The organism is Noviherbaspirillum album (genome assembly GCF_035916955.1).
Classification (GTDB): Bacteria; Pseudomonadota; Gammaproteobacteria; order Burkholderiales; family Burkholderiaceae_D; genus Noviherbaspirillum; species Noviherbaspirillum album.
Window position 1 is genome coordinate 485,580 of the sequence record NZ_JAWIIV010000001.1, and the last position, 18,214, is coordinate 503,793.

Sequence of the window (18,214 nt, forward strand, 5' to 3'; positions counted from 1 at the left end):
CATGCGCCGCAAATAAGGAGAAAATTTGAAGATTGCGGAGACCGCGTTTCTGGATGAAAGGTCGAACCTATAATGGCCGCATCGACATTGCCACTCGGACCATCGTCCATGCGCCCCTTCCGACTCAACATCGGCATCACTTCCAAGCTGTTCCTGGCCATCCTGCTCACCTGCATCGTGGTGGCGGTCGCGGTGTCGGCTGCCGGCCGCTACAGTTTCAGCCAGGGCTTCCTCGGCTATCTGAACGAGCAGGAGTCGCAGCGCGTGGAATCGCTGCGCCCGGTGCTGGCCAGGGCTTACCAGGAGCATGGCGGCTGGGACTTCCTGCGCGAACGGCCGCGCGCCTGGTTCGGGCTGATCCGCCCGCCGGGCCTGCCGCCACCGCCGGACGCGGGCGGCGGCGCGCCGCCTTCCTCCCGGGGAGGCAACCTGCCGGAATCGGAGCTGACCGGCCTCAACCTCCGGCTGGCCCTGCTCGATGCGCAGAAACGGCATGTGATCGGCAATCCTCGCCTGTCGCAGGCGGCGCAGCTCAAGCCGATCGAGGTGGACGGCGCCGCGGTGGGATGGATCGCGATGGTGCCGTTCCAGGAAGTTACCACCGGCGCCGCGATGCAATTCCAGGAGCAGCAGCGCAAGACCAGCTGGATCATCGCCGGCCTGGCCGTGCTGCTGGCGGCGCTGGTCGCCTACCTGCTGGCGCAGATGTTTCTGGCGCCGGTCAAGCGTATCGCCGCGTCGACGCACCGGCTGGCCGGTGGCGATTACGACAGCCGCGTCAATGTGCATTCCGGCGACGAGCTCGGCCGCCTGGCCGAGGATTTCAACCGCCTGGCAAACACCCTGCAGCGCAACGAACAGCTGCGCCGCGCCTTCATGGCCGACGTGTCGCATGAACTGCGCACGCCGCTGGCCGCGCTCAAGGCGGAGCTGGAAGCGGTGGAGGACGGCATACGGCCGCTCGCCCTGTCGACCGTGGCCTCGCTGCAGGCGCAAGTCTCCACGCTCGGCAAGCTGGTCAACGACCTGTATGAATTGTCGCTGTCGGATCTCGGGGCGCTGAGCTATCGCAAGGTGCGCGCCGACATGGTTGAAATACTGGGGCTTGCGGTCGACGCCTTCGGCGACCGCTTTGCCGAGAAAGGAATCCGCATGCAGTTGCAACTGCCCGCCGGCGGACGGGCGCCATGCGATGTCGATCCGGACCGCATGCGCCAGCTGCTCTATAACCTGCTGGAGAATTCGCTGCGCTACACCGATGCGCCGGGCACGCTCGACATCCGTCTTGCGGCCGAGGCGAACTCGGTCGGGCTGGTGTTCGAGGATAGCGCGCCCGGCGTGCCGGACGCCATGCTGCCGCAGCTGTTCGATCGATTCTTCCGCGCCGAGCAGTCGCGCAGCCGGGCCACCGGCGGCGCCGGCCTCGGCCTGGCGATCAGCCGCAATATCGTTCATGCCCACCAGGGGCAAATCCATGCCGCCGCGTCGCCGCAGGGCGGCTTGCGCATCGAAGTCATCCTGCCGCGCACCGAGGGCATCAAATGATGAACGACGCCGCTCCTGCCAGGATACTGATTGTCGAGGACGAGCCGACGCTGGCCGCGATCCTGGCCGATTACCTGCGCAATGCCGGGTTCGCCACCGAGCATATCGCCGACGGCGGCCAGGCGATCGATGCCATCAAGGGCTGGAACCCGGACCTGGTGCTGCTCGACCTGATGCTGCCGGGGCGCGACGGCATCGAGATCTGCCGGGAACTGCGCGGTTTCAGCGACGTGCCGGTGATGATGGTTACCGCGCGCGTGGAAGAAATCGACCGGCTGCTAGGATTGCAGGTCGGCGCCGACGACTACATCTGCAAGCCGTACAGCCCGCGTGAAGTAGTCGCGCGGGTGCAGGCGATTCTGCGCCGGGCGGGAAAATGGAAGGAGAAAAACGGCGACGCCGCCGCCAGGGCGGGCCTGGTGATCGACATGGAACGTCATGAAGCGATGCTGGACGGGAAGCGGCTGGATCTGACCCCGGTCGAGTTTCGCCTGCTCAATGCACTGTATTCACATCCCGGCCGCATTTTTTCCCGCGACCAGCTGATGAATCATGTCTATTCCGATTACCGCGTCGTGACAGACCGTACCGTCGACACCCACGTCAAGAACCTGCGCCGCAAGCTCGATCAGGCATCTCCGGAACGCGAGCTGATCCATTCGATCTATGGCATAGGCTATCGTTTCGAGGGATGAAGCTACGGCAATAGGGTGTAACCAAAGCCGAACTTAATTTACAGCAAAGATCGGCGGCAAAAAAAGGTTTAATATAGATCAATTGTGTAAAGCCGCCGAATGCGACGCCTTTACCAGTTTCACCACCGTTTTGAAACTTTTGCGACGGCTGTGTCGGATCGGTCCGGTCAGCTGCTACTTATGGCACAAGATACTCGTCCCCCGCTCCACGCATTGATTGTCGAAGACAATTCCGATCTGGCACGACTTTTCGGCGATCTGCTCGAAGTGCTTGGCTGCACGGTCAACATCGAGTGGAATGCGAATGCCGGCCTGAAGGTTGCTTTCGAACGGTTGCCCGACCTGGTGTTCTGCGATCTCACCATGCCCGGTGAAAAGAATGGCTTCGATGTCGCCCGGGAGATCCGTGCCAATCCACGACTCAAGGATACCTGGTTGATTGCCGTCACCGGTTACGACACGCCGGAAACCCATGCTCGCGCCAAGGAAGCAGGCTTTGACCGCATCTTTCCGAAACCGGTGAAATTTGCCCAGATCCAGGCGGTGCTCGATGATGTGCGCCTGCAGGGCCGTGTCGGCGCGTCCGATGCCGCGGACACCAAGCCCGCCAGCTAGGCAGGGGCCATGCTGGCCCAGCAGACGCCGGCAATGCGGCTGCGAGCGGCCAGTGGAACACCGGAAATCGTTTCATGATGAAAGCAGACACCACTGCACCCCGTGTGCTGATGATCGACGATCAGAGCATGGCCGAAGACATGATCCGGCACATGCTGAGCGACCGGCCTGACATCAGCCTGAATTACTCGCCGCAAGCCGATAACGCAGTCAACCTGGCACTTGCCGTGCGTCCGACCGTCGTCCTGGTCGATCTTCGCATGCCCACGGTCGACGGCCTGGCCGTCACCCGCAGCTTGCGCGGCCATGCGGAGACACGGCGCATTCCCATCGTACTGCTTTCCTCCGAGGATGATGCCGAGATCAAGGCCCAGGCCTTCGCCGACGGCGCCAACGACTACCTGGTCAAGTGGCCCGACAAGCGGGAACTGGTGGCCCGGATCTGTTACCACTCCAGCGCCTATCTCGCCCACAAGCAGCTCGACGAGGCTTTTGAGTCCCTGCGCCAGAGCAAGGAAGAACTGCTGCTGCGTACGCAGGAACTGGCGCAAAGCCAGGCGGCGCTTCACCAGGCGCAGAAGATGGAAGCCGTCGGACAGCTTACCGGAGGCGTGGCCCACGATTTCAACAATGTGCTGCAAGTCATCAATGGCAACCTCGAATTGCTCAAGCTGCTGACCGCCGGCAACCAGCCCGCGCAGAATCGCATCGCTGCCGCCGCCGCTGGTGTCGACCGCGGCGCCAAGCTGGCTTCCCATCTGCTCGCTTTCGCGCGGCGCCAACCGCTGCAGGCAGTGGTCCTCAATGCCGGCGAACTGCTGCAGGGCATGGATGAATTGCTGCGGCATTCGCTGGGCGACCTTACCTCCGTGCAAACCGTGGTTGCCGACAGCCTCTGGAACACCACCGCCGATCCGGGGCAGCTGGAAAACGTCATACTCAATCTCGCGATCAATGCCCGCGATGCCATGGCAGGTTCCGGCACCGTGACCCTCTCCGCGCGCAACGCCGGACCCGGCGGCCATACCCGCGAATGTCCGGAGCACGATGCCGGCGGCCGCTATGTGCTGATCGAAGTGACCGATACCGGAACCGGGATGCCGCCCGAAGTGCTGGAGCGCGTATTCGAGCCTTTCTACACCACCAAGCCGGCGGGGCAGGGCACCGGCCTCGGCCTGAGCATGGCGTATGGATTCGTCAAGCAGAGCGGCGGTCATATCCGGCTGCAGAGCGAAGTCGGCCAGGGCACCACCGTCAAGGTCTTCCTGCCGTGCACCGACGATTCCGCGGTAACCGAGGAAAAGCCGGCTGCCGGTCCGGTGTTCGGCGGTATCGAAAGCATTCTCGTGGTCGACGATGAACCCGACGTCAGGGAAACCACCGCCCAGCTGCTGACCAATCTCGGTTACCTCGCACTGCAGGCGGAAAATGCGGACGCGGCATTGCGCATCCTGGAGCGCGGCACGCATGTGGATCTCGTCTTCACCGACGTGGTAATGCCGGGCCGGCTGCGCAGCGCCGATTTTGCACAGAAGGCGCGCCAGCTGCTGCCGCACCTTCAGGTATTGTTCACCTCGGGATACTCGGAAGGCATACTGGCGCATGGAGGCCGGGTCGACCCCAGCGTCAGCCTGCTGCGCAAGCCCTATACGGCGGAGGCGCTGGCGCAGAAAATCCGGACGCTGCTGCGCGGGCGGGAAGAGCCGAAGCCTACTGCGGTGCAATAGAATGATCGCCCGACCCCGCCTGCCGATCCGGCCCGGAAGCCCGACGGGCTGCGGAGGTTGTTCCCGGCAACGGGCCTGTCTGGACGTCATCAAGCATTTCCGGCTTGGGTCAGCAGCGGGCAGGTGGAAATCCGCGTCGGAGCAAGCTTGTAAAATCAGCCGGTGGCAAGGCTTTGGAAAATAAAAAGCCCTGCGCGAAGTCACATCCGGCCGTCCGCAGTACGGCTTCCTGTTCGGCGTTTTCCACGCCTTCGGCAATGACCTTCAACCCAAGTCTGTGAGCCATCACAATCATCGACTCCGCGATGGCCCGGCTTCCTTCGTTTACGTCGATGTCCCTTACGAAGCTCTGGTCGATCTTAAGGTAGTCGATATGGAAGCGCTTGAGATAGGCGAGCGAAGAATAACCGGTGCCGAAGTCATCCAGTGCCACCTGGATGCCGCCATCGCGATAATGGTCCAGCACCTCCACAACATTGCTAATCGCATTGAGCAGTATGCCTTCCGTGATTTCAACGGCGAAGCTGCGCAGCGGCAGGCCCAATCGGCATTGCGGTCATGATCCGTGCGGCACGTCTTGGCCCGTGCGAACCGGGAGACATGAGTCTTCCCGTGGCAAAGGCTTCGGCAGGGCGAGTAAAGCAGGAAGAAGACAAGGTCGACGGAAGCGGAATCGACGAGGTCTGCGGCCTGATGAATGGACTTCCGAAAACGGATGTCCGAAGTTTGAATACGCTTGAATCCTGATCAAGGCGCGAAGTCGATTCGCGCCTGTTTCACGTCGAAAGAGCGGGTGCGATGATACGCGGGATCGATATTATTTGCGCCGCACATAGCGCGCCGAGCCCGGCGGCGGTTCATTGAGCACCGCCCAGAAAACCCCCAGGTCGGAGATCGCGCGCACGAATTCCTGGAAATCCACCGGCTTGACGACGTAGGCATTGACACCCAGTTCATAGCTGCGCAGCAGATCCTGTTCTTCCCGCGAAGAGGTCAGCATCACCACCGGCGCGCTCTTGAGGCTGGGCGTTCCCCGGATATGCCGCAGGACTTCCAGCCCGTCCACCTTCGGCAGTTTCAGGTCGAGCAGGATGACCGCGGGATTGCCGGCCGGGCGGTTGCGGAAGCTGCCTTCGCAGTTCAGATAATCCAGAGCTTCGGCGCCATCCCGCACGACGATGACTTCATTGGCCAGCTGGCTCTTCTCGAGCGCGATCAGCGTCAGCTCCAGGTCGTTCGGGTTGTCTTCCACTAGAAGAATCGGCTTTAACATGGGCAATACTCGTTTCGTCAATCAATGAGCCGGTGGACGCCGGCACTTTTGCTTTCGATGCTTTCTACTTTCTACTCAAGCACAATTCTTCTTGGAAGGGCAAAGGAGAATCTCGCACCCTGATCCACGACGCTTTCTGCCCAGACGCGGCCGCCATGGCGCTCCACGATGCGGCGCACATTGGCGAGGCCGATGCCGGTACCCTGGAAATCCTCCATCCGGTGCAGGCGCTGGAATACGCCGAACAGCTTGTGCACGTATTCCATGTTGAAGCCCACGCCGTTGTCCTGCACATGAAATACATGTTCGGCCTCGTTGCTCTCGCCGCTGACATGGATCGTCGCTTTCTCCCGCAACCGTGTGTACTTTACCGCATTGGACAAAAGGTTGTACACGGCGAGCTGCAGGAAATTGGGATCGGCTTCCACCACCGGAAGCGCATCGATGCGCCATTCGATCTGCCGCGCGCCGGTCTCCAGCTGCAGTTTTTCGCGGGCTGCATTGAACATGTCGTTCATGTTGATTTCACAGGGGCGCAGCGAGGCCCTGCCCATCTGCGAGAAGCTGAGCAGGTCGTCGACCAGCTTGCCGGCAAAGCGCGCCGAATCCTTGATGTTCTTCAGGAATCGGATGCGGCGCTCGGGAGCGTCGGCGCCCTCGAACTCGAGCAGCAGGTCGCTGAAGCCCACGATGTGCCGCAACGGCGCGCGCAGGTCATGCGACACCGAATAGGAGAAGGCTTCGAGTTCCTTGTTGGCCCTGCCCAGCTCTTCGGCCAGCTCGGCCATCTGCTCAGCGCGTTCCAGGACGATGCCGAGCAGCGCGGTGCGGAATTCCATCGCGATCTCGATTTCGCTGGAACGCCAGGCGATGCTGGTGCCGTGCACGGTCTCGCGCCAGATGTCGAAGCTCATGCGCGGCGTCAGCTGCCGCGCCGGCGCGCCGCTGTCATGCTTGAGATGCGGATTGCCGGCCCAGTCGACGGTCTGGATGACTTCCGGCCGGAACCAGATCAGGTAATGGTTGTGGATGCGCGAAATCGGCAGCGCCAGGATGCCGCTGGCATTGCGCTTGATGTCGGCGCCGCCGGGAAAGACGGTGCTCAGTGCGTTGGTGTGATACAGGTCGTCGTGTGCATTCGCGCTCAGCCATTCAATGAGCTCGCGCACCTTGGCTTCCGGCGGCGTATCGCCCATGCAGACCAGCCGGCTTTCGAAGGACAGCGCCGCGCCGGACGCGCTGGCGAAGCGCAGCAGCTGCGGCGCAATGCTCTTCATGTTGTCGACCAGGTCAGGTCCCTGCGTCAGGCCGGCAAGCATGGACACGACCAGATGGCGCAGGTCCAGCCGCGCATTGTATTCGTCTCCGTCTTCGCGCGACTCGACGCGCAGCGCCAGGATCTGGGTCAGCTGCTCGCAAGCCGCGCGGACTTCGAAGGGCACGAAGCAGGGATCGGCGTTATGGCAGGAAATCAGTCCCCACAGGCGGCCCTTGACCACGATGGAAATCGACATCGATGCCAGCGTACCCATGTTGCGCATGTATTGCAGGTGCACCGGCGAGACGCTGCGCAGCGAGGCGAAGCTGAGGTCGGTAGGCTGGCCGGAACGCGGATTGGATTCCGGATACAGCCGAGAAGGCAGGTAATCGGCATCGACGATCAGGCGGATGCGATTGGCCAGGTACAGATCCCGCGCCTGGCGCGGCACGTCGGATGCCGGGAAGCGCTGGTTCATGTAGGAGTGATAGCCGGGGTCTAGCGCTTCGGCCAGCACATGGCCGTGTCCGTCTTCATCGAAACGGTAGACCAGCACCCGTCCGAAACCGGTCACGCGCTTGATTTCATTGGCCGCCAGCACGCTCATCGCCGATACCGTGGCGGTGTCGCCCAGTTTCGTCAGGAAGTTGCTGATCAACGGATACAGCAGGCGGAAGTCGGCCTGCGCCCTGCGGCCCACTTTTTCCAGTTCGAGGATGATCAGCCCGTCGTGCGCATGGGCGAGCACATCGACATACAGCCCGTCCATGGGTTCGAGCGTGCCGAGATAGGCCGGCTGCGCCGACAGCACCTGCTCCTGAAGTCCCGTGCGGACCTGCATCTCGCATTCCGCTCCCAGCGCATCGGCGAGCGCAAGGCCGACCACGTCGGCGGGATTTTTGCCTGTCAGTTCCGAAATGTTGTCGCTGACCTGCACGATCCGGCCGTCGATGCCATCCATTGCGATCAGAAAGCCGTGCGGCTGTATGCTCCCTGGAATGCGGATCGCTTCCCGGTCGCATATCGACAGGTCAACCTGGGGCAGATCGGTGTTTGCTGTATCCATTTGCTTTCGCGGTCAAACAGTGATTCGAACGGTAGTCAGGCATGAGACCAATCCCTGTCCCAGTCCGTTGCATGCGGTGACGCCTCGTCGTGTTGCGAATGGCCGGGCCGCACCTGCCTTCAACGGGTCGGTAGCCGTGCCATCGATTCCCGTCGTTCCAGTTGTTGAGCCTGCTCGCTGCCGTTTGAATGAATCCATCGGTGTCACCTGTCATGCCATAGCTTGGGATTGAACTGCGACGGCTGCCCCCGGCACGCCTTCAAGGCGCGCTTGCCGGCGCTGAGCGAACCAGTCCGCCAGCGATGCGAAGGCATCCGCTGCTGCCATGGCCGCGACCCGTTGCGCTTCCATCGATGCGAGGCTGCTTTCCAGGCATTCGACAAAGGTTCGCCACTTTTTCGCGTTGCTCTCGCCATAGCCGGCCAGCCAGCGCGGCGACCATGGCGCAAGCTTGGGCGCAAGCGCTTTCGCCAGCACCTTGGTGCCCAGCTGTGCACCCTCGATCACGTACGCGATACCGAACCTGGCAGGCAGCGTGGCCAGGTCCGGTGTAAATCCTGCCTCCGGCAGAGCATGAATTGCATCCTGCGACATGCCTGCCGCCCGCAGGTCGCAGTCGATCCAGTCGAGCTTGCCGGCGCGGGCCTGGGCTTCCATCGCCGCCGGCCATGCAGCGCTCCACAAGGCGGCATCGAAGGGCAGCATCCAACCGCGCAGATCCTGCAGGTAATGCAGGTAATCGTCACGGCTTGCATCCGGACGGGCGACCTGCAGGTCGTGTTCCAGACGCTCATGCGCATCCCGGGTTGCGGCGCGCAATGCTTCAATGGCAATCAGCTTATTAATCATGCAATTCAAGGTTGTGGATGACGCAATGCGGCGTCTTTCTTGCCGGATTGAATCATCCGCCAACGAAGGCACATTGTACTATTGTCGTGAGCCGAACACAGTACCCCGCCTGCGGCAAACTTCTTGCTTGATGGTGCCGGCGAGTCGGCATTGCGCCGCTTGCACGCCAACTTTCAAACCCGCCGCGCGGCCGCCATGCGGTTCGCCGGCAAGCAAGGGCAAGACATGAACAGATTGCACCCGGAGAGGGATACAGGAAGGTCCGGCCAGGCTCTTCCAGAAGCGATGCACAAGGTGGTGGCCACGATGCCGGAAAAGGCCGACGGCATGGCAGCCGGGCATGAAATCGCCACCCATGCGGAAGTTGCGCGGCGCATTGCCGTGCTGAAAGGATGCGACTTTGCCGGAGAATTCGAAAGCGGCCGCAATTATGGCGCCCCCGTGTATTTTTTGCCCAGCGACACGCTGATCGATTGCGAGCGGATACAGGATGCCGGCATCCGCTGCGAGCATGACCTGTTCGGCGGCGTCGTGCCCCACGCCTTCGTCGCCACCAAGACCATCACCCACATGCTGCCCGGTCCGCTCTCGCCGGCGCCGGAAGGCTGGTCGCCGGGATTCGGCAGCAAGGTGCAGGAAGTGGTGCTGCCCGGCTATTCCGCCTTCAACCTGCATGATGCGCGCGACGCCGGATCGCGCCTGCTGGCGCGCGGCGCGGTGCGGCTCAAGAAGCCCAGCGGCGTGGGCGGCTTGGGGCAATGGGTGGTGCGCACCGTGCACGAACTCGACGACCTGCTGCATTCCATCCAGCCAGAGGAATTCGAGCGCGACGGCGTGGTTCTGGAGTGCAATCTTTCCAAGGTCGTGACCTTGAGCGTCGGGCAGGTCAATATAGGCCGCCATCTGGCGACGTACCACGGGGAACAGCGGCTGACGCGCAACCATCGCGGCGAGGAAGTCTACGGCGGCTCCGACCTGACGGTGGTGCGCGGCGGCTTCGAGGAGCTGCTGGCATTGACGCTGGAGCCCGACGTGCGCACCGCCATATCGCAGGCATGCACCTATCATGCCGCGGCCATGAGCTGCTTTCCGAAATTGTTTGCATCCCGCAGCAACTATGACATCGCCCAGGGCGTCGATGATGGAGGAAAGTGGCGTTCCGGCGTCCTCGAGCAGTCCTGGCGGGTCGGCGGCGCCAGCGGGGCGGAGGTGGCGGCGCTGGAAGCATTCGATGCCGATCCTTCGCTGCAGGCAGTGAAGGCCTCGACCTTCGAGTTCTACGGACACGAGGCGCAAGTCCCCGCCGGCGCCGTCCTGTATTTCCAGGGCGATGACGAGCGCGTCGGCAGGATCACGAAATACGCAATATCGAAAGCCTATGACCATTCATGACCATACGATACGCATTCCCGTCGGCGATGAAAGCATCGACGGCACCATCGTGGCGCCGAGCACCAAGATTCCCGGCGTGCTGTTCGTCCATGGCTGGGGAGGAAGCCAGGAACAGTACCTGGCGCGCGCGCGGGAAATCGCGGCGCTCGGCTGCATCTGCCTGACCTTCGACCTGCGCGGCCATGCCGGCACCCGGCCGCAGCAGGGCACGGTGTCGCGCGAAAACAGCCTGAACGACGTGCTGGCCGCCTATGACATGCTGGCCGGCCAGCGCGATGTCGATCCGGATGCCATCGCCGTGGTAGGCAGCAGCTACGGCGGCTACTTGGCCGCCATCCTGACCTCCCTGCGGCCAGTGAAATGGCTGGCGCTGCGCGTGCCGGCGCTGTACCGGGACAGCAACTGGGAAATGCCGAAGCTCGACCTGCACAAGGGCCAGGATCTCGGCGCCTACCGCCAGACGCTGGTGTCGGCGGAAGAGAACCGGGCCTTGCGCGCCTGCGCCGAGTTCCGCGGCGACGTGCTGATCGTCGAATCCGAGCGCGACAACATCATTCCGCATGCCGTCATTTCGAGTTACCTGGAAGCCTGCGCCGAACCGCGCTCCATGACTTACCGCGTGATCAAGGGTGCCGACCATGGCTTGTCGGAGCAGAGCTCACAGCGTGCCTACACGGCATTGCTGGTGAGCTGGATGACGGAAATGGTGCTGGGCGAGCGCGGCGGCGAACAAGCAGGCCAGACCACGACAATGCCTGCCGGCACCCTGCCCGAGGCGCCGCCAACACCGGGCTGATATTCCAGGAATTTGATGTTCCGCAAGCCGCCGCCCTTTTCATCGAAGGGCAGGCACCCTTGTGCGCTGCGGTAGTCCAAAATGCTTTGTGCATCGGCACGCGTTGTGGGAAGGCAAGGCAATGAAAAATCCCTGGACCAGCAAAAACCCCTTTCTCAGCATGTGGCTGAGCGGCGCCAACGCGGTGCTTGGTTCGGCACGAGGCAGGGCTTCGGCGCAGGCGAAGCGGCAGGCGTCGACGGCGATCACGAAAGCGTCGAAGCAGATGGGCGAGCTGTGGCTCGCCTCGATGACGCCACCGTCCGCACCCAAGCGGAAAAAAAGGAAGCGTGCCTGATGCGGCGGCAAGCCGCGCCTGCTGAAGTCTTCACAAGCTTTACATATTTCAAAGCAGGGCCGGCGCGCCGCGCCGCGTCCATTCATCCAAAGGAGAACAATCAATGAAACGTACCGCATCGGCCCAATGGACCGGAGGCCTGAAAGACGGCAAGGGCAGCATCTCGACCCAGAGCGGCATCTTGTCGGATACCCAATACGGCTTCAACACGCGCTTCGAGAACGGTCCCGGCACCAACCCCGAAGAATTGATCGCGGCGGCGCATGCCGGCTGCTTCACGATGGCGCTGTCGGCACAGCTCGGCGAAGCCGGAATGACCGCAGAGAACCTCGCGACCACCGCCGCCGTGACCCTCGACAAGGTGGAGGGCGGCTTCGCCATCACCGCCATTCATCTCGACCTGGTGGCGAAGATTCCGGGCGCCGACCAGAAGGCTTTCGATGAGGCCGCCAACAAGGCCAAGGCAGGCTGCCCGGTATCGAAGGTGCTGAATGCGACCATCACGATGAATGCCAAGCTGGAGTCTTGACTCGCAATCCGCTGCCTGCGGATGCGGCGCCAGCGAAGACCGGACTTAAAGACGGCGACATGAAAAAACGCCGGAAGCCATGCGGCTTCCGGCGTTTTCATTTGTGTGCGATCGACGCGCTACGCGCTATGCGATCGTCTCATCAGGCTGCTTCTGTCTGCAGCAGCTGTACGTTGTCGCCACCGATTTCGATCTTGCGCGGCTTGAGCGATTCGGGAATCACGCGCACCAGTTCGATGTTGAGCAAGCCGTTGTCGAGCTTGGCGCCGACGACCTTCACATGGTCGGCCAGCTGGAAGCGGTGCTCGAAATCGCGCGATGCGATGCCGCGGTGCAGGAAGGTGCGCTTGGTCTCGTCCTTCTGCTTGCGACCGACGATCTTCAGCTGATCGCGCTCGGTTTCGATCTCCAGTTCGGAGCGATCGAAGCCGGCGACAGCCATGGTGATGCGGTATTTGTCTTCGCCGACGAGTTCGATGTTGTACGGCGGATAGCTCGGCTGCGCATCTGCGCGCGCTGCCTCGTCAAACAGGTGTGCGAGACGGTCGAAGCCGATGGCCGAGCGATAAAGGGGGGTGAAATCGTATGTACGCATTTTCAATATCCTCATAAGTAAGCGATATAGGGTTGGCGGACCTCCGTTGAGCATCCGCTGGTTCCGATATAGGGATCGCCCAAATGCGTTTCAAGAGATTTTTTTCAGGATTTTTTCACCCCCCGGTTTTCAGTTGACGTGCTCTTCCTTGGCCGAGGAGAACAGATCCCAGACCGCGATGAACATCGCCGCGATCACCGGCCCGATCACGAAGCCGTTGAGGCCGAACAGCCCCATGCCGCCGAGCGTGGATACGAGCACCACGTAGTCGGGCATCTGTGTGTCCTTGCCGACCAGCAGGGGGCGCAGGATGTTGTCGACCAGTCCGATCACCACCACCCCGAATACGATCAGTGTCACGCCTTGCCAGATGGCGCCGGTCAGCAGGAAGAATATGGCTACCGGCGCCCAGATCAAGGCCGCGCCCACCGCGGGCAGCAGCGACAGAAAGGCCATCAGCGTGCCCCACAGGATCGGCCCCTGGATGCCGAGGAACCAGAACATGAGGCCCCCGAGCGCGCCCTGGGTCGCCGCGACGGCGATGTTGCCCTTGACGGTGGCGCGGATCACGGTCGTGAACTTGCCGAGCAGGCTGCGCTTGTGTTCCGCGCTCAGCGGAATGGCCTGCTTGATGCGCGCCGACAGCAGCGCGCCGTCGCGCAGCAGGAAGAACAGCAGGTAAAGCATGATGCTGAAGCTCACCAGGAAGTCGAAGGTGTTCTGGCCGATGCTCAGCGCCTGGGTGGCGATCACCTGGCTGCCCTGCGCGACCGCGGTGGACAGGCGATCGAACAGGGAGCCGATGTCGCCCAGGCCGAAGCGGTCGAGCCAGCCGACCATCCATGACGGCATCGCATTGATCGCCTGCTGGAAGTAGGCGCCGAAGTCCAGCTGGCCGGAACGTATGCGCTCATAGATGGCGCTGCCTTCCCGCACCAGCGATCCCGTGATCAGCGTCAGGGGCAGGAACACAATCACCAGGGTAAGCGCGAGCGTGGCCAAGGCTGCCATGTTCCGGCGGTGCTTCATCGCGGAGAGCAGTCGACGGTAGAACGGCGCGAACAGAATGGACAGCACGGCCGCCCAGAACACCGCTCCGTAAAACGGAAGCAAGATCCACACGAATGCAATGGAAACGGCAACCAGCAGGATGTAAAAGGTTTTCTGCTGTAGTTGTGGGTTGTTCATTGTTATCCCGGAAATTATTGTAAGAATGAAATGCAAGTTATGCCATGTTAAACGAATAGGGCAAAACTTCTTCTCCACTCTTTCCTATCGTTATAAGCAGGGCAAAATCGACACCATGCATCGTTTAAGCAGGAATCATGCACTCTGCCTATCGGCAGCATTTAGCCATGGTTCGGCTCCGGACACTGGCATTGCCGTCGGCCCCAGTGCCCCAATCTCGCCTTCCACATGCTATTTTCGAAACGCAGTTCAAAATCATGCTGCGCCTGACGAGCTTCAACCGGCAGCCATGGAAAAAAATGCAACAACGCCGCTGCAATATTTGCGAAGCACGGCAGCATGGGAAGAAATGAAAGGAGAAGAGGCATGACCCGGCGCCGCATCACCGGCTTTCATCAGGACCATGAACAGCATTGGGTAGCCCAGCTCGAATGTGGGCACAATCAGCATGTGCGTCATGATCCGCCCTGGTTCAACCGGCCATGGGTGGTAACCGACAATGGGAGGAAACAGGCACTGGGACGTACGCTGGATTGCAGGAAGTGCGATACGGGTGCGCCTCCGGATGCGCGCCCTCGTGCCGTACGGCAATCATCGTAGCGTGACGACTGGCGGCAAAGTTTTATAACTTTGTACGCGTGCTTCAAGCAAGCGTACACCGGGCGGGATTAGCGCTCGGTGTACGGTTGTACTCAGGCCGCAGCGGCCAATGCAGTCGGCTCGCCGCGCAACGCGCGCAGCTTGCCCACTGTCGCGGCGCAGGCATGCGCCGCTTCCGCGCCTTTCACCACGAAGTGATTGCTAAAGAACTGGTGGTGTTCCTCGCCGGCATGGAAATGATGCGGCGTAAGCACGGCGGAAAATACCGGTACCTGGGTTTCCAGCTGCACCTGCATCAGGCCGGAAATGACGGCCTGGGCGACGAATTCATGACGGTAGATGCCGCCGTCGACCACCAGGCCTGCGGCCACGATGCCTTCGTAGTTGCCGCTTTGCGCGAGGATTTTCGCGTGCAGCGGAATTTCATAGGCACCGGGCACTTCGAAGAAGTCGATGGCATCGCCCGGGAACCCGAGCTTCTGGATTTCGGCGGTGAAGGAGTCGCGGCAGCGGTCGACGATGTCGCGGTGCCAGCAAGCCTGGATGAAGGCAATGCGGCCTGCCGATGATGATGTGGATGTGGACATTCTTAAGCTCCTATTTACGAGAAAAAATAAATAGGGCGCACGGGATGGCAAATGCCGGCGGATAGGGCAGCGAAGACATGGCACGCGCTGGCAGGCACAGGCGCGCAACAGCGGCGAAGTGCCTTCCGGCGAGCGCAATGCTCCCCATGCCGTTTCGAAACGGACAAGGATCCCGTCCTCTTTCATCCGGACTATGACCGTCGGCCCCGGAATCGCACCGGGTCTGCTGACCCTGCATTGCCGGCCGATGACTCGGCCTATGATGCAGGCGCTCGCGGGCTAGGCGCAGTGCGCCATTACCGCCGGTGGGGACTTTCACCCCGCCCTGAGAACGTGTTGGCCTGATGGCCAGCGCAGACTATAGCATGGGGAAAATACCATTGCCGGCGACTTGTCAGGGCATTACTTTCGACCTTCAACATGGCGCGCGAAGTTATTGAGAATGGCCTGCCACCCGGCCTGCTGCTGCTCGACGGAATGAGTTGATTCGGCATCGAATGCAACCCTTACGTTGACGCCTTCAGGCCTTTCATTGAATTCAACCCTCGCCTCCCGCTCTCCGAACGAATACTCGATCAATCGATTCGGGATGACGTTGGTATAGGTGCCGGCGAAGTCAAATCCGAAACTGCCGTCCTTCGCCTCCATTCGCGACGAAAAAGCACCGCCCGTTCGAAGATCAACAGTCGCCGAAGTCGTGTGCCAGTCATCGGAAGCCGCATTCCACTGCACTATGTCGTCTGGCGTGGTGTAAGCCTGCCACACTCTTTCGATGGGCGCGTGAACAGTTGTCTCGACGGTAATCTGCATAACTTCTTGCTCCTTTTAATGGTGGCTAACTCATGGCGGCGAACTGAGCAGGTGCCAAGTTGGCATCCATGAGTTGAAAAATACAAAAAATGCCAGCGTAGCCAAGGGCTTCGCCGGCCTTGCATTGGAACGACGAATAAGGCTTTGGAAAATCGACATCGAACGGGAAAAATTTTTCGAGCGAAGGGCTCGATAGCGACTCTGACCGCACGGTAACCAGGTGGTTAAGCGGGAGGCTAAGTCAACCTGATAATATTTTCTTCAACCCGGTCCCTAAGCAACAGGCGGAGCGGTGGTGGGTGTCCGGAAAGATATCGCGTGCCGCCCGCGGCTTCAAAGCATCATCAACAAGCCTGGTGTTGGGGCCGACCGACCTCAAGGAGCGCGAAGAGACGCATTTCGGCTGGCTGCATTTATGTCTTGATGGTGAGTGGGGGAATGGGTTGACCGTACAGGACAAGGCACGATGTTTCCGTCCCCCCTTCCAAGCTTATGCCGCGCCTATCAATCTCTCGCTTCTAATCCAGAGCTGCCTGGCGGTGTCGGCATTGAGCGCGTATGACCTCACGCCATCGGCGAAAGGATTGGGCGCGTCATTGATGGGGGCGACCGCGCAATCTTCCAGATAGCGGCCGCCGATTTCGTCCTTGTCAGCCACGACGGCAGCCCAAACCGACGTGGCTGCGGCCTGAGGGATTTCTTTCAACTCCGCTGGCGGAAGACCTGCTTCTGCGCGGGCTTTGCCGACCGTGTCCAGGAGGCCCTGCAAGTCGTCCTTCGAAAAATGGCGGGGCAGATCCGTTAAGCTATTCCCCGGCATTACTGAAGCGGCACGGACTCCGCGATCACGATGCCGACGGTCGAATTCCGCTGCGAAAAGAGAACAGGCTGTCTTCGATCGGCCATATGCAATAAACGGGTCGTATGCTTGATGTTCGAAATTCGGATCGTCCAGATCAACATCGGCGACGCGATGCGCCTGGGACGACAGCACTATCAGGCGACCTTCATCGGCCAGCAGTGGCTCGATCCGGTTAAGCAAAGCAAAATGACCAAGATAGTTGGTCTGGAACTGGACTTCAAACCCGTCGACCGTCCGCCCGAACGGGGTTGCCATAACGCCGGCGTTGGCAATGATGGAATCGAACAGTTCACCGTCGGCCACCAATTGATCCGCGCAGTCGCGAACGCTTTTCAGCGAGGCCAGATCAAGCTCGATCAATTTGAAGGCGCCGCCTCCCTGCAAAGCGGCATTGCGCACTGATGCCGTGGCTAACTCTGCTTTTCCGCGGTCTCTGACCGCACCAACCACACTAGCGCCGTGAGAAACCAGCGAACGGGCGGCTTCGAGCCCGATGCCGGACGATGCGCCAGTGATGAGAAATCGCTTTCCCTTGAGATCAACGCCGTTCAGCACCTGATCGGCGGTCGACTTTGCACTAAATTTCCTGGCCATTTTTTTCCTTTCTTTAATTGTGAGCGTAAGGGCGGATACCGTTTGCTACCGGTTCCGGATCTCAGATTCCCAGGCCGCCAGCCACGTCGACTACGCCGCCGGTCATATAGCCGCCATTTGGCCCCGCCAAAAAACAGACCGTGGCCGACACCTCCGCGAGCGTCGCGATCCGGCGGATGGGATGCAGGTCCAGCAGTGGTTCAGGAACGTCATCGCCCAGCACGGATGCCGACATGTCGGTCGGCATGACGCCGGGCTGAACGACGTTGGCGGTAATATTTCGTCCGCCGAGGTCGCGTGCCACGCCCTTCGCATATCCGATGAGAGCGGCCTTGCTGCCCGCATAGTCGGCAGCGCCGGCGAACGGAACCCGGTTGCCGAGAAGGGAGCCTATGAAGATGATCCGGCCGCCGTCGGACAGCACCGGCGCCGCAGCCCGCGTGGTCGCCACCGTGCCCATGACGTTGATCTGCCACTGGCGATCGAGATTGACAGTGTCAAGCTCAGGGTCGTCGACCGCCTTCCCTTGCACGGCGATCGCCGCGTTGTTGACAAGAATGTCGAGCTTGCCAAAGTGCGCCACCACCTTGTCGACCAGCGATTTGGCGGCGGTCATGTCGGCCTGATCGCTCTGGATCGCCAGAGCGCGGACGCCTTTCGCCTTCAGCTTCGCTACCACGGCCTCAGCCTTCTCGGCCGATGCGACGTAGCTGATTGCAACATCCGCTCCCTGGTCGGCAAGCGCTTCGGCCGTCGCAGCACCAAGGCCCCGCGAACCGCCGGTAACAAGGGCAACCTTCCCCTTCAGTGATAAGTTCGACATGAAATCCGTCCTATGTTTTATTAAAAGGCAATAGGCGCCACACGCAAACAGCGGCGCTTTTCGTAACATACGT

At 61.3% G+C, this 18,214-nt stretch carries 20 protein-coding genes and 1 riboswitch; of the genes, 10 read left to right on the forward strand and 10 right to left on the reverse strand.

Going from position 1 to position 18,214, the window contains the following annotated elements; all coding sequences use genetic code 11:
• The first annotated feature begins 108 nt into the window (after positions 1-108).
• From baeS to RY831_RS02155, 4 genes are all read left to right on the forward strand, one after another.
• On the forward strand, positions 109-1,545 hold the full coding sequence (gene baeS / locus RY831_RS02140; protein ID WP_326504683.1) for a sensor histidine kinase efflux regulator BaeS: 1,437 nt from the start codon (positions 109-111) through the stop codon (positions 1,543-1,545).
• Positions 1,545-2,240 (forward strand): response regulator, encoded by a 696-nt coding sequence (locus RY831_RS02145; protein ID WP_326504813.1) that lies wholly within the window; start codon positions 1,545-1,547, stop codon positions 2,238-2,240. Before baeS ends, RY831_RS02145 begins: the two co-directional genes overlap by 1 nt.
• Before the next feature lie 180 nt (positions 2,241-2,420).
• Positions 2,421-2,855, forward strand: coding sequence for a response regulator (locus RY831_RS02150; protein WP_326504684.1), 435 nt, complete (start codon positions 2,421-2,423; stop codon positions 2,853-2,855).
• A gap of 74 nt (positions 2,856-2,929) precedes the next feature.
• On the forward strand, positions 2,930-4,582 hold the full coding sequence (locus RY831_RS02155) for a response regulator (protein WP_326504685.1): 1,653 nt from the start codon (positions 2,930-2,932) through the stop codon (positions 4,580-4,582).
• Between the two features lie 109 nt (positions 4,583-4,691).
• On the opposite strand, the gene RY831_RS02160 is transcribed toward RY831_RS02155, so the two are convergent.
• The 4 genes from RY831_RS02160 to RY831_RS02175 all read right to left on the reverse strand — a co-directional run bounded on the left by RY831_RS02160 (position 4,692) and on the right by RY831_RS02175 (position 9,028).
• Complete coding sequence (locus RY831_RS02160; RefSeq protein ID WP_326504686.1) at positions 4,692-5,126, reverse strand: EAL domain-containing protein; 435 nt, start codon at positions 5,124-5,126, stop codon at positions 4,692-4,694.
• A gap of 273 nt (positions 5,127-5,399) precedes the next feature.
• Positions 5,400-5,855, reverse strand: a complete 456-nt coding sequence (locus tag RY831_RS02165; protein ID WP_326504687.1) for a response regulator — start codon at positions 5,853-5,855, stop codon at positions 5,400-5,402.
• 71 nt (positions 5,856-5,926) lie between these two features.
• Positions 5,927-8,179 (reverse strand): ATP-binding protein, encoded by a 2,253-nt coding sequence (locus RY831_RS02170; protein WP_326504688.1) that lies wholly within the window; start codon positions 8,177-8,179, stop codon positions 5,927-5,929.
• 210 nt (positions 8,180-8,389) lie between these two features.
• Positions 8,390-9,028 carry a biliverdin-producing heme oxygenase gene (locus tag RY831_RS02175; RefSeq protein WP_326504689.1) on the reverse strand — a complete coding sequence of 213 codons (639 nt, stop codon included), beginning with the start codon at positions 9,026-9,028 and terminating at the stop codon, positions 8,390-8,392.
• Between the two features lie 225 nt (positions 9,029-9,253).
• On the opposite strand from RY831_RS02175, the gene RY831_RS02180 reads away from it, so the two are divergent.
• The 4 genes from RY831_RS02180 to RY831_RS02195 all read left to right on the forward strand — a co-directional run bounded on the left by RY831_RS02180 (position 9,254) and on the right by RY831_RS02195 (position 12,082).
• Entirely contained in the window at positions 9,254-10,420 is a 1,167-nt protein-coding gene (locus RY831_RS02180) for a DUF3182 family protein (RefSeq protein ID WP_326504690.1), read from the forward strand.
• Positions 10,407-11,216 carry an alpha/beta hydrolase family protein gene (locus RY831_RS02185; RefSeq protein WP_326504691.1) on the forward strand — a complete coding sequence of 270 codons (810 nt, stop codon included), beginning with the start codon at positions 10,407-10,409 and terminating at the stop codon, positions 11,214-11,216. Before RY831_RS02180 ends, RY831_RS02185 begins: the two co-directional genes overlap by 14 nt.
• 121 nt (positions 11,217-11,337) lie before the next feature.
• On the forward strand, positions 11,338-11,553 hold the full coding sequence (locus tag RY831_RS02190; protein WP_326504692.1) for a hypothetical protein: 216 nt from the start codon (positions 11,338-11,340) through the stop codon (positions 11,551-11,553).
• Between the two features lie 103 nt (positions 11,554-11,656).
• A complete protein-coding gene (locus tag RY831_RS02195) occupies positions 11,657-12,082 on the forward strand; it encodes an OsmC family protein (RefSeq protein WP_326504693.1) in 426 nt (141 codons plus the stop codon).
• 142 nt (positions 12,083-12,224) lie between these two features.
• On the opposite strand, the gene RY831_RS02200 is transcribed toward RY831_RS02195, so the two are convergent.
• Both RY831_RS02200 and RY831_RS02205 read right to left on the reverse strand, forming a co-directional pair.
• Entirely contained in the window at positions 12,225-12,677 is a 453-nt protein-coding gene (locus tag RY831_RS02200; RefSeq protein WP_326504694.1) for an Hsp20 family protein, read from the reverse strand.
• Positions 12,678-12,806: 129 nt separating this feature from the next.
• Positions 12,807-13,865: an AI-2E family transporter gene (locus RY831_RS02205; protein WP_326504695.1), complete on the reverse strand. Its 1,059-nt coding sequence runs from the start codon at positions 13,863-13,865 to the stop codon at positions 12,807-12,809.
• Here RY831_RS02205 and RY831_RS02210 point away from each other — a divergent pair.
• Positions 13,858-14,235 carry a hypothetical protein gene (locus RY831_RS02210; RefSeq protein ID WP_326504696.1) on the forward strand — a complete coding sequence of 126 codons (378 nt, stop codon included), beginning with the start codon at positions 13,858-13,860 and terminating at the stop codon, positions 14,233-14,235. The two genes, RY831_RS02205 and RY831_RS02210, sit on opposite strands and share 8 nt — an antisense overlap.
• A complete protein-coding gene (locus RY831_RS02215) occupies positions 14,232-14,465 on the forward strand; it encodes a DUF3565 domain-containing protein (protein WP_326504697.1) in 234 nt (77 codons plus the stop codon). Before RY831_RS02210 ends, RY831_RS02215 begins: the two co-directional genes overlap by 4 nt.
• A gap of 92 nt (positions 14,466-14,557) precedes the next feature.
• On the opposite strand, the gene RY831_RS02220 is transcribed toward RY831_RS02215, so the two are convergent.
• The 4 genes from RY831_RS02220 to RY831_RS02235 form a co-directional block, all read right to left on the reverse strand.
• Positions 14,558-15,052 carry a 6,7-dimethyl-8-ribityllumazine synthase gene (locus tag RY831_RS02220; RefSeq protein WP_326504698.1) on the reverse strand — a complete coding sequence of 165 codons (495 nt, stop codon included), beginning with the start codon at positions 15,050-15,052 and terminating at the stop codon, positions 14,558-14,560.
• A 170-nt stretch (positions 15,053-15,222) separates the two neighbouring features.
• Positions 15,223-15,389, reverse strand: a riboswitch (FMN riboswitch).
• Positions 15,390-15,454: 65 nt separating this feature from the next.
• Positions 15,455-15,862: an SRPBCC family protein gene (locus RY831_RS02225; RefSeq protein WP_326504699.1), complete on the reverse strand. Its 408-nt coding sequence runs from the start codon at positions 15,860-15,862 to the stop codon at positions 15,455-15,457.
• 490 nt (positions 15,863-16,352) lie between these two features.
• The gene (locus RY831_RS02230) at positions 16,353-17,318 is read right to left on the reverse strand and encodes an SDR family NAD(P)-dependent oxidoreductase (RefSeq protein WP_326504700.1); all 966 of its coding nucleotides are present in this window, start codon (positions 17,316-17,318) and stop codon (positions 16,353-16,355) included.
• Positions 17,319-17,379: 61 nt separating this feature from the next.
• Positions 17,380-18,141, reverse strand: a complete 762-nt coding sequence (locus tag RY831_RS02235) for an SDR family NAD(P)-dependent oxidoreductase (protein ID WP_326504701.1) — start codon at positions 18,139-18,141, stop codon at positions 17,380-17,382.
• Positions 18,142-18,214 lie beyond the last annotated feature (73 nt).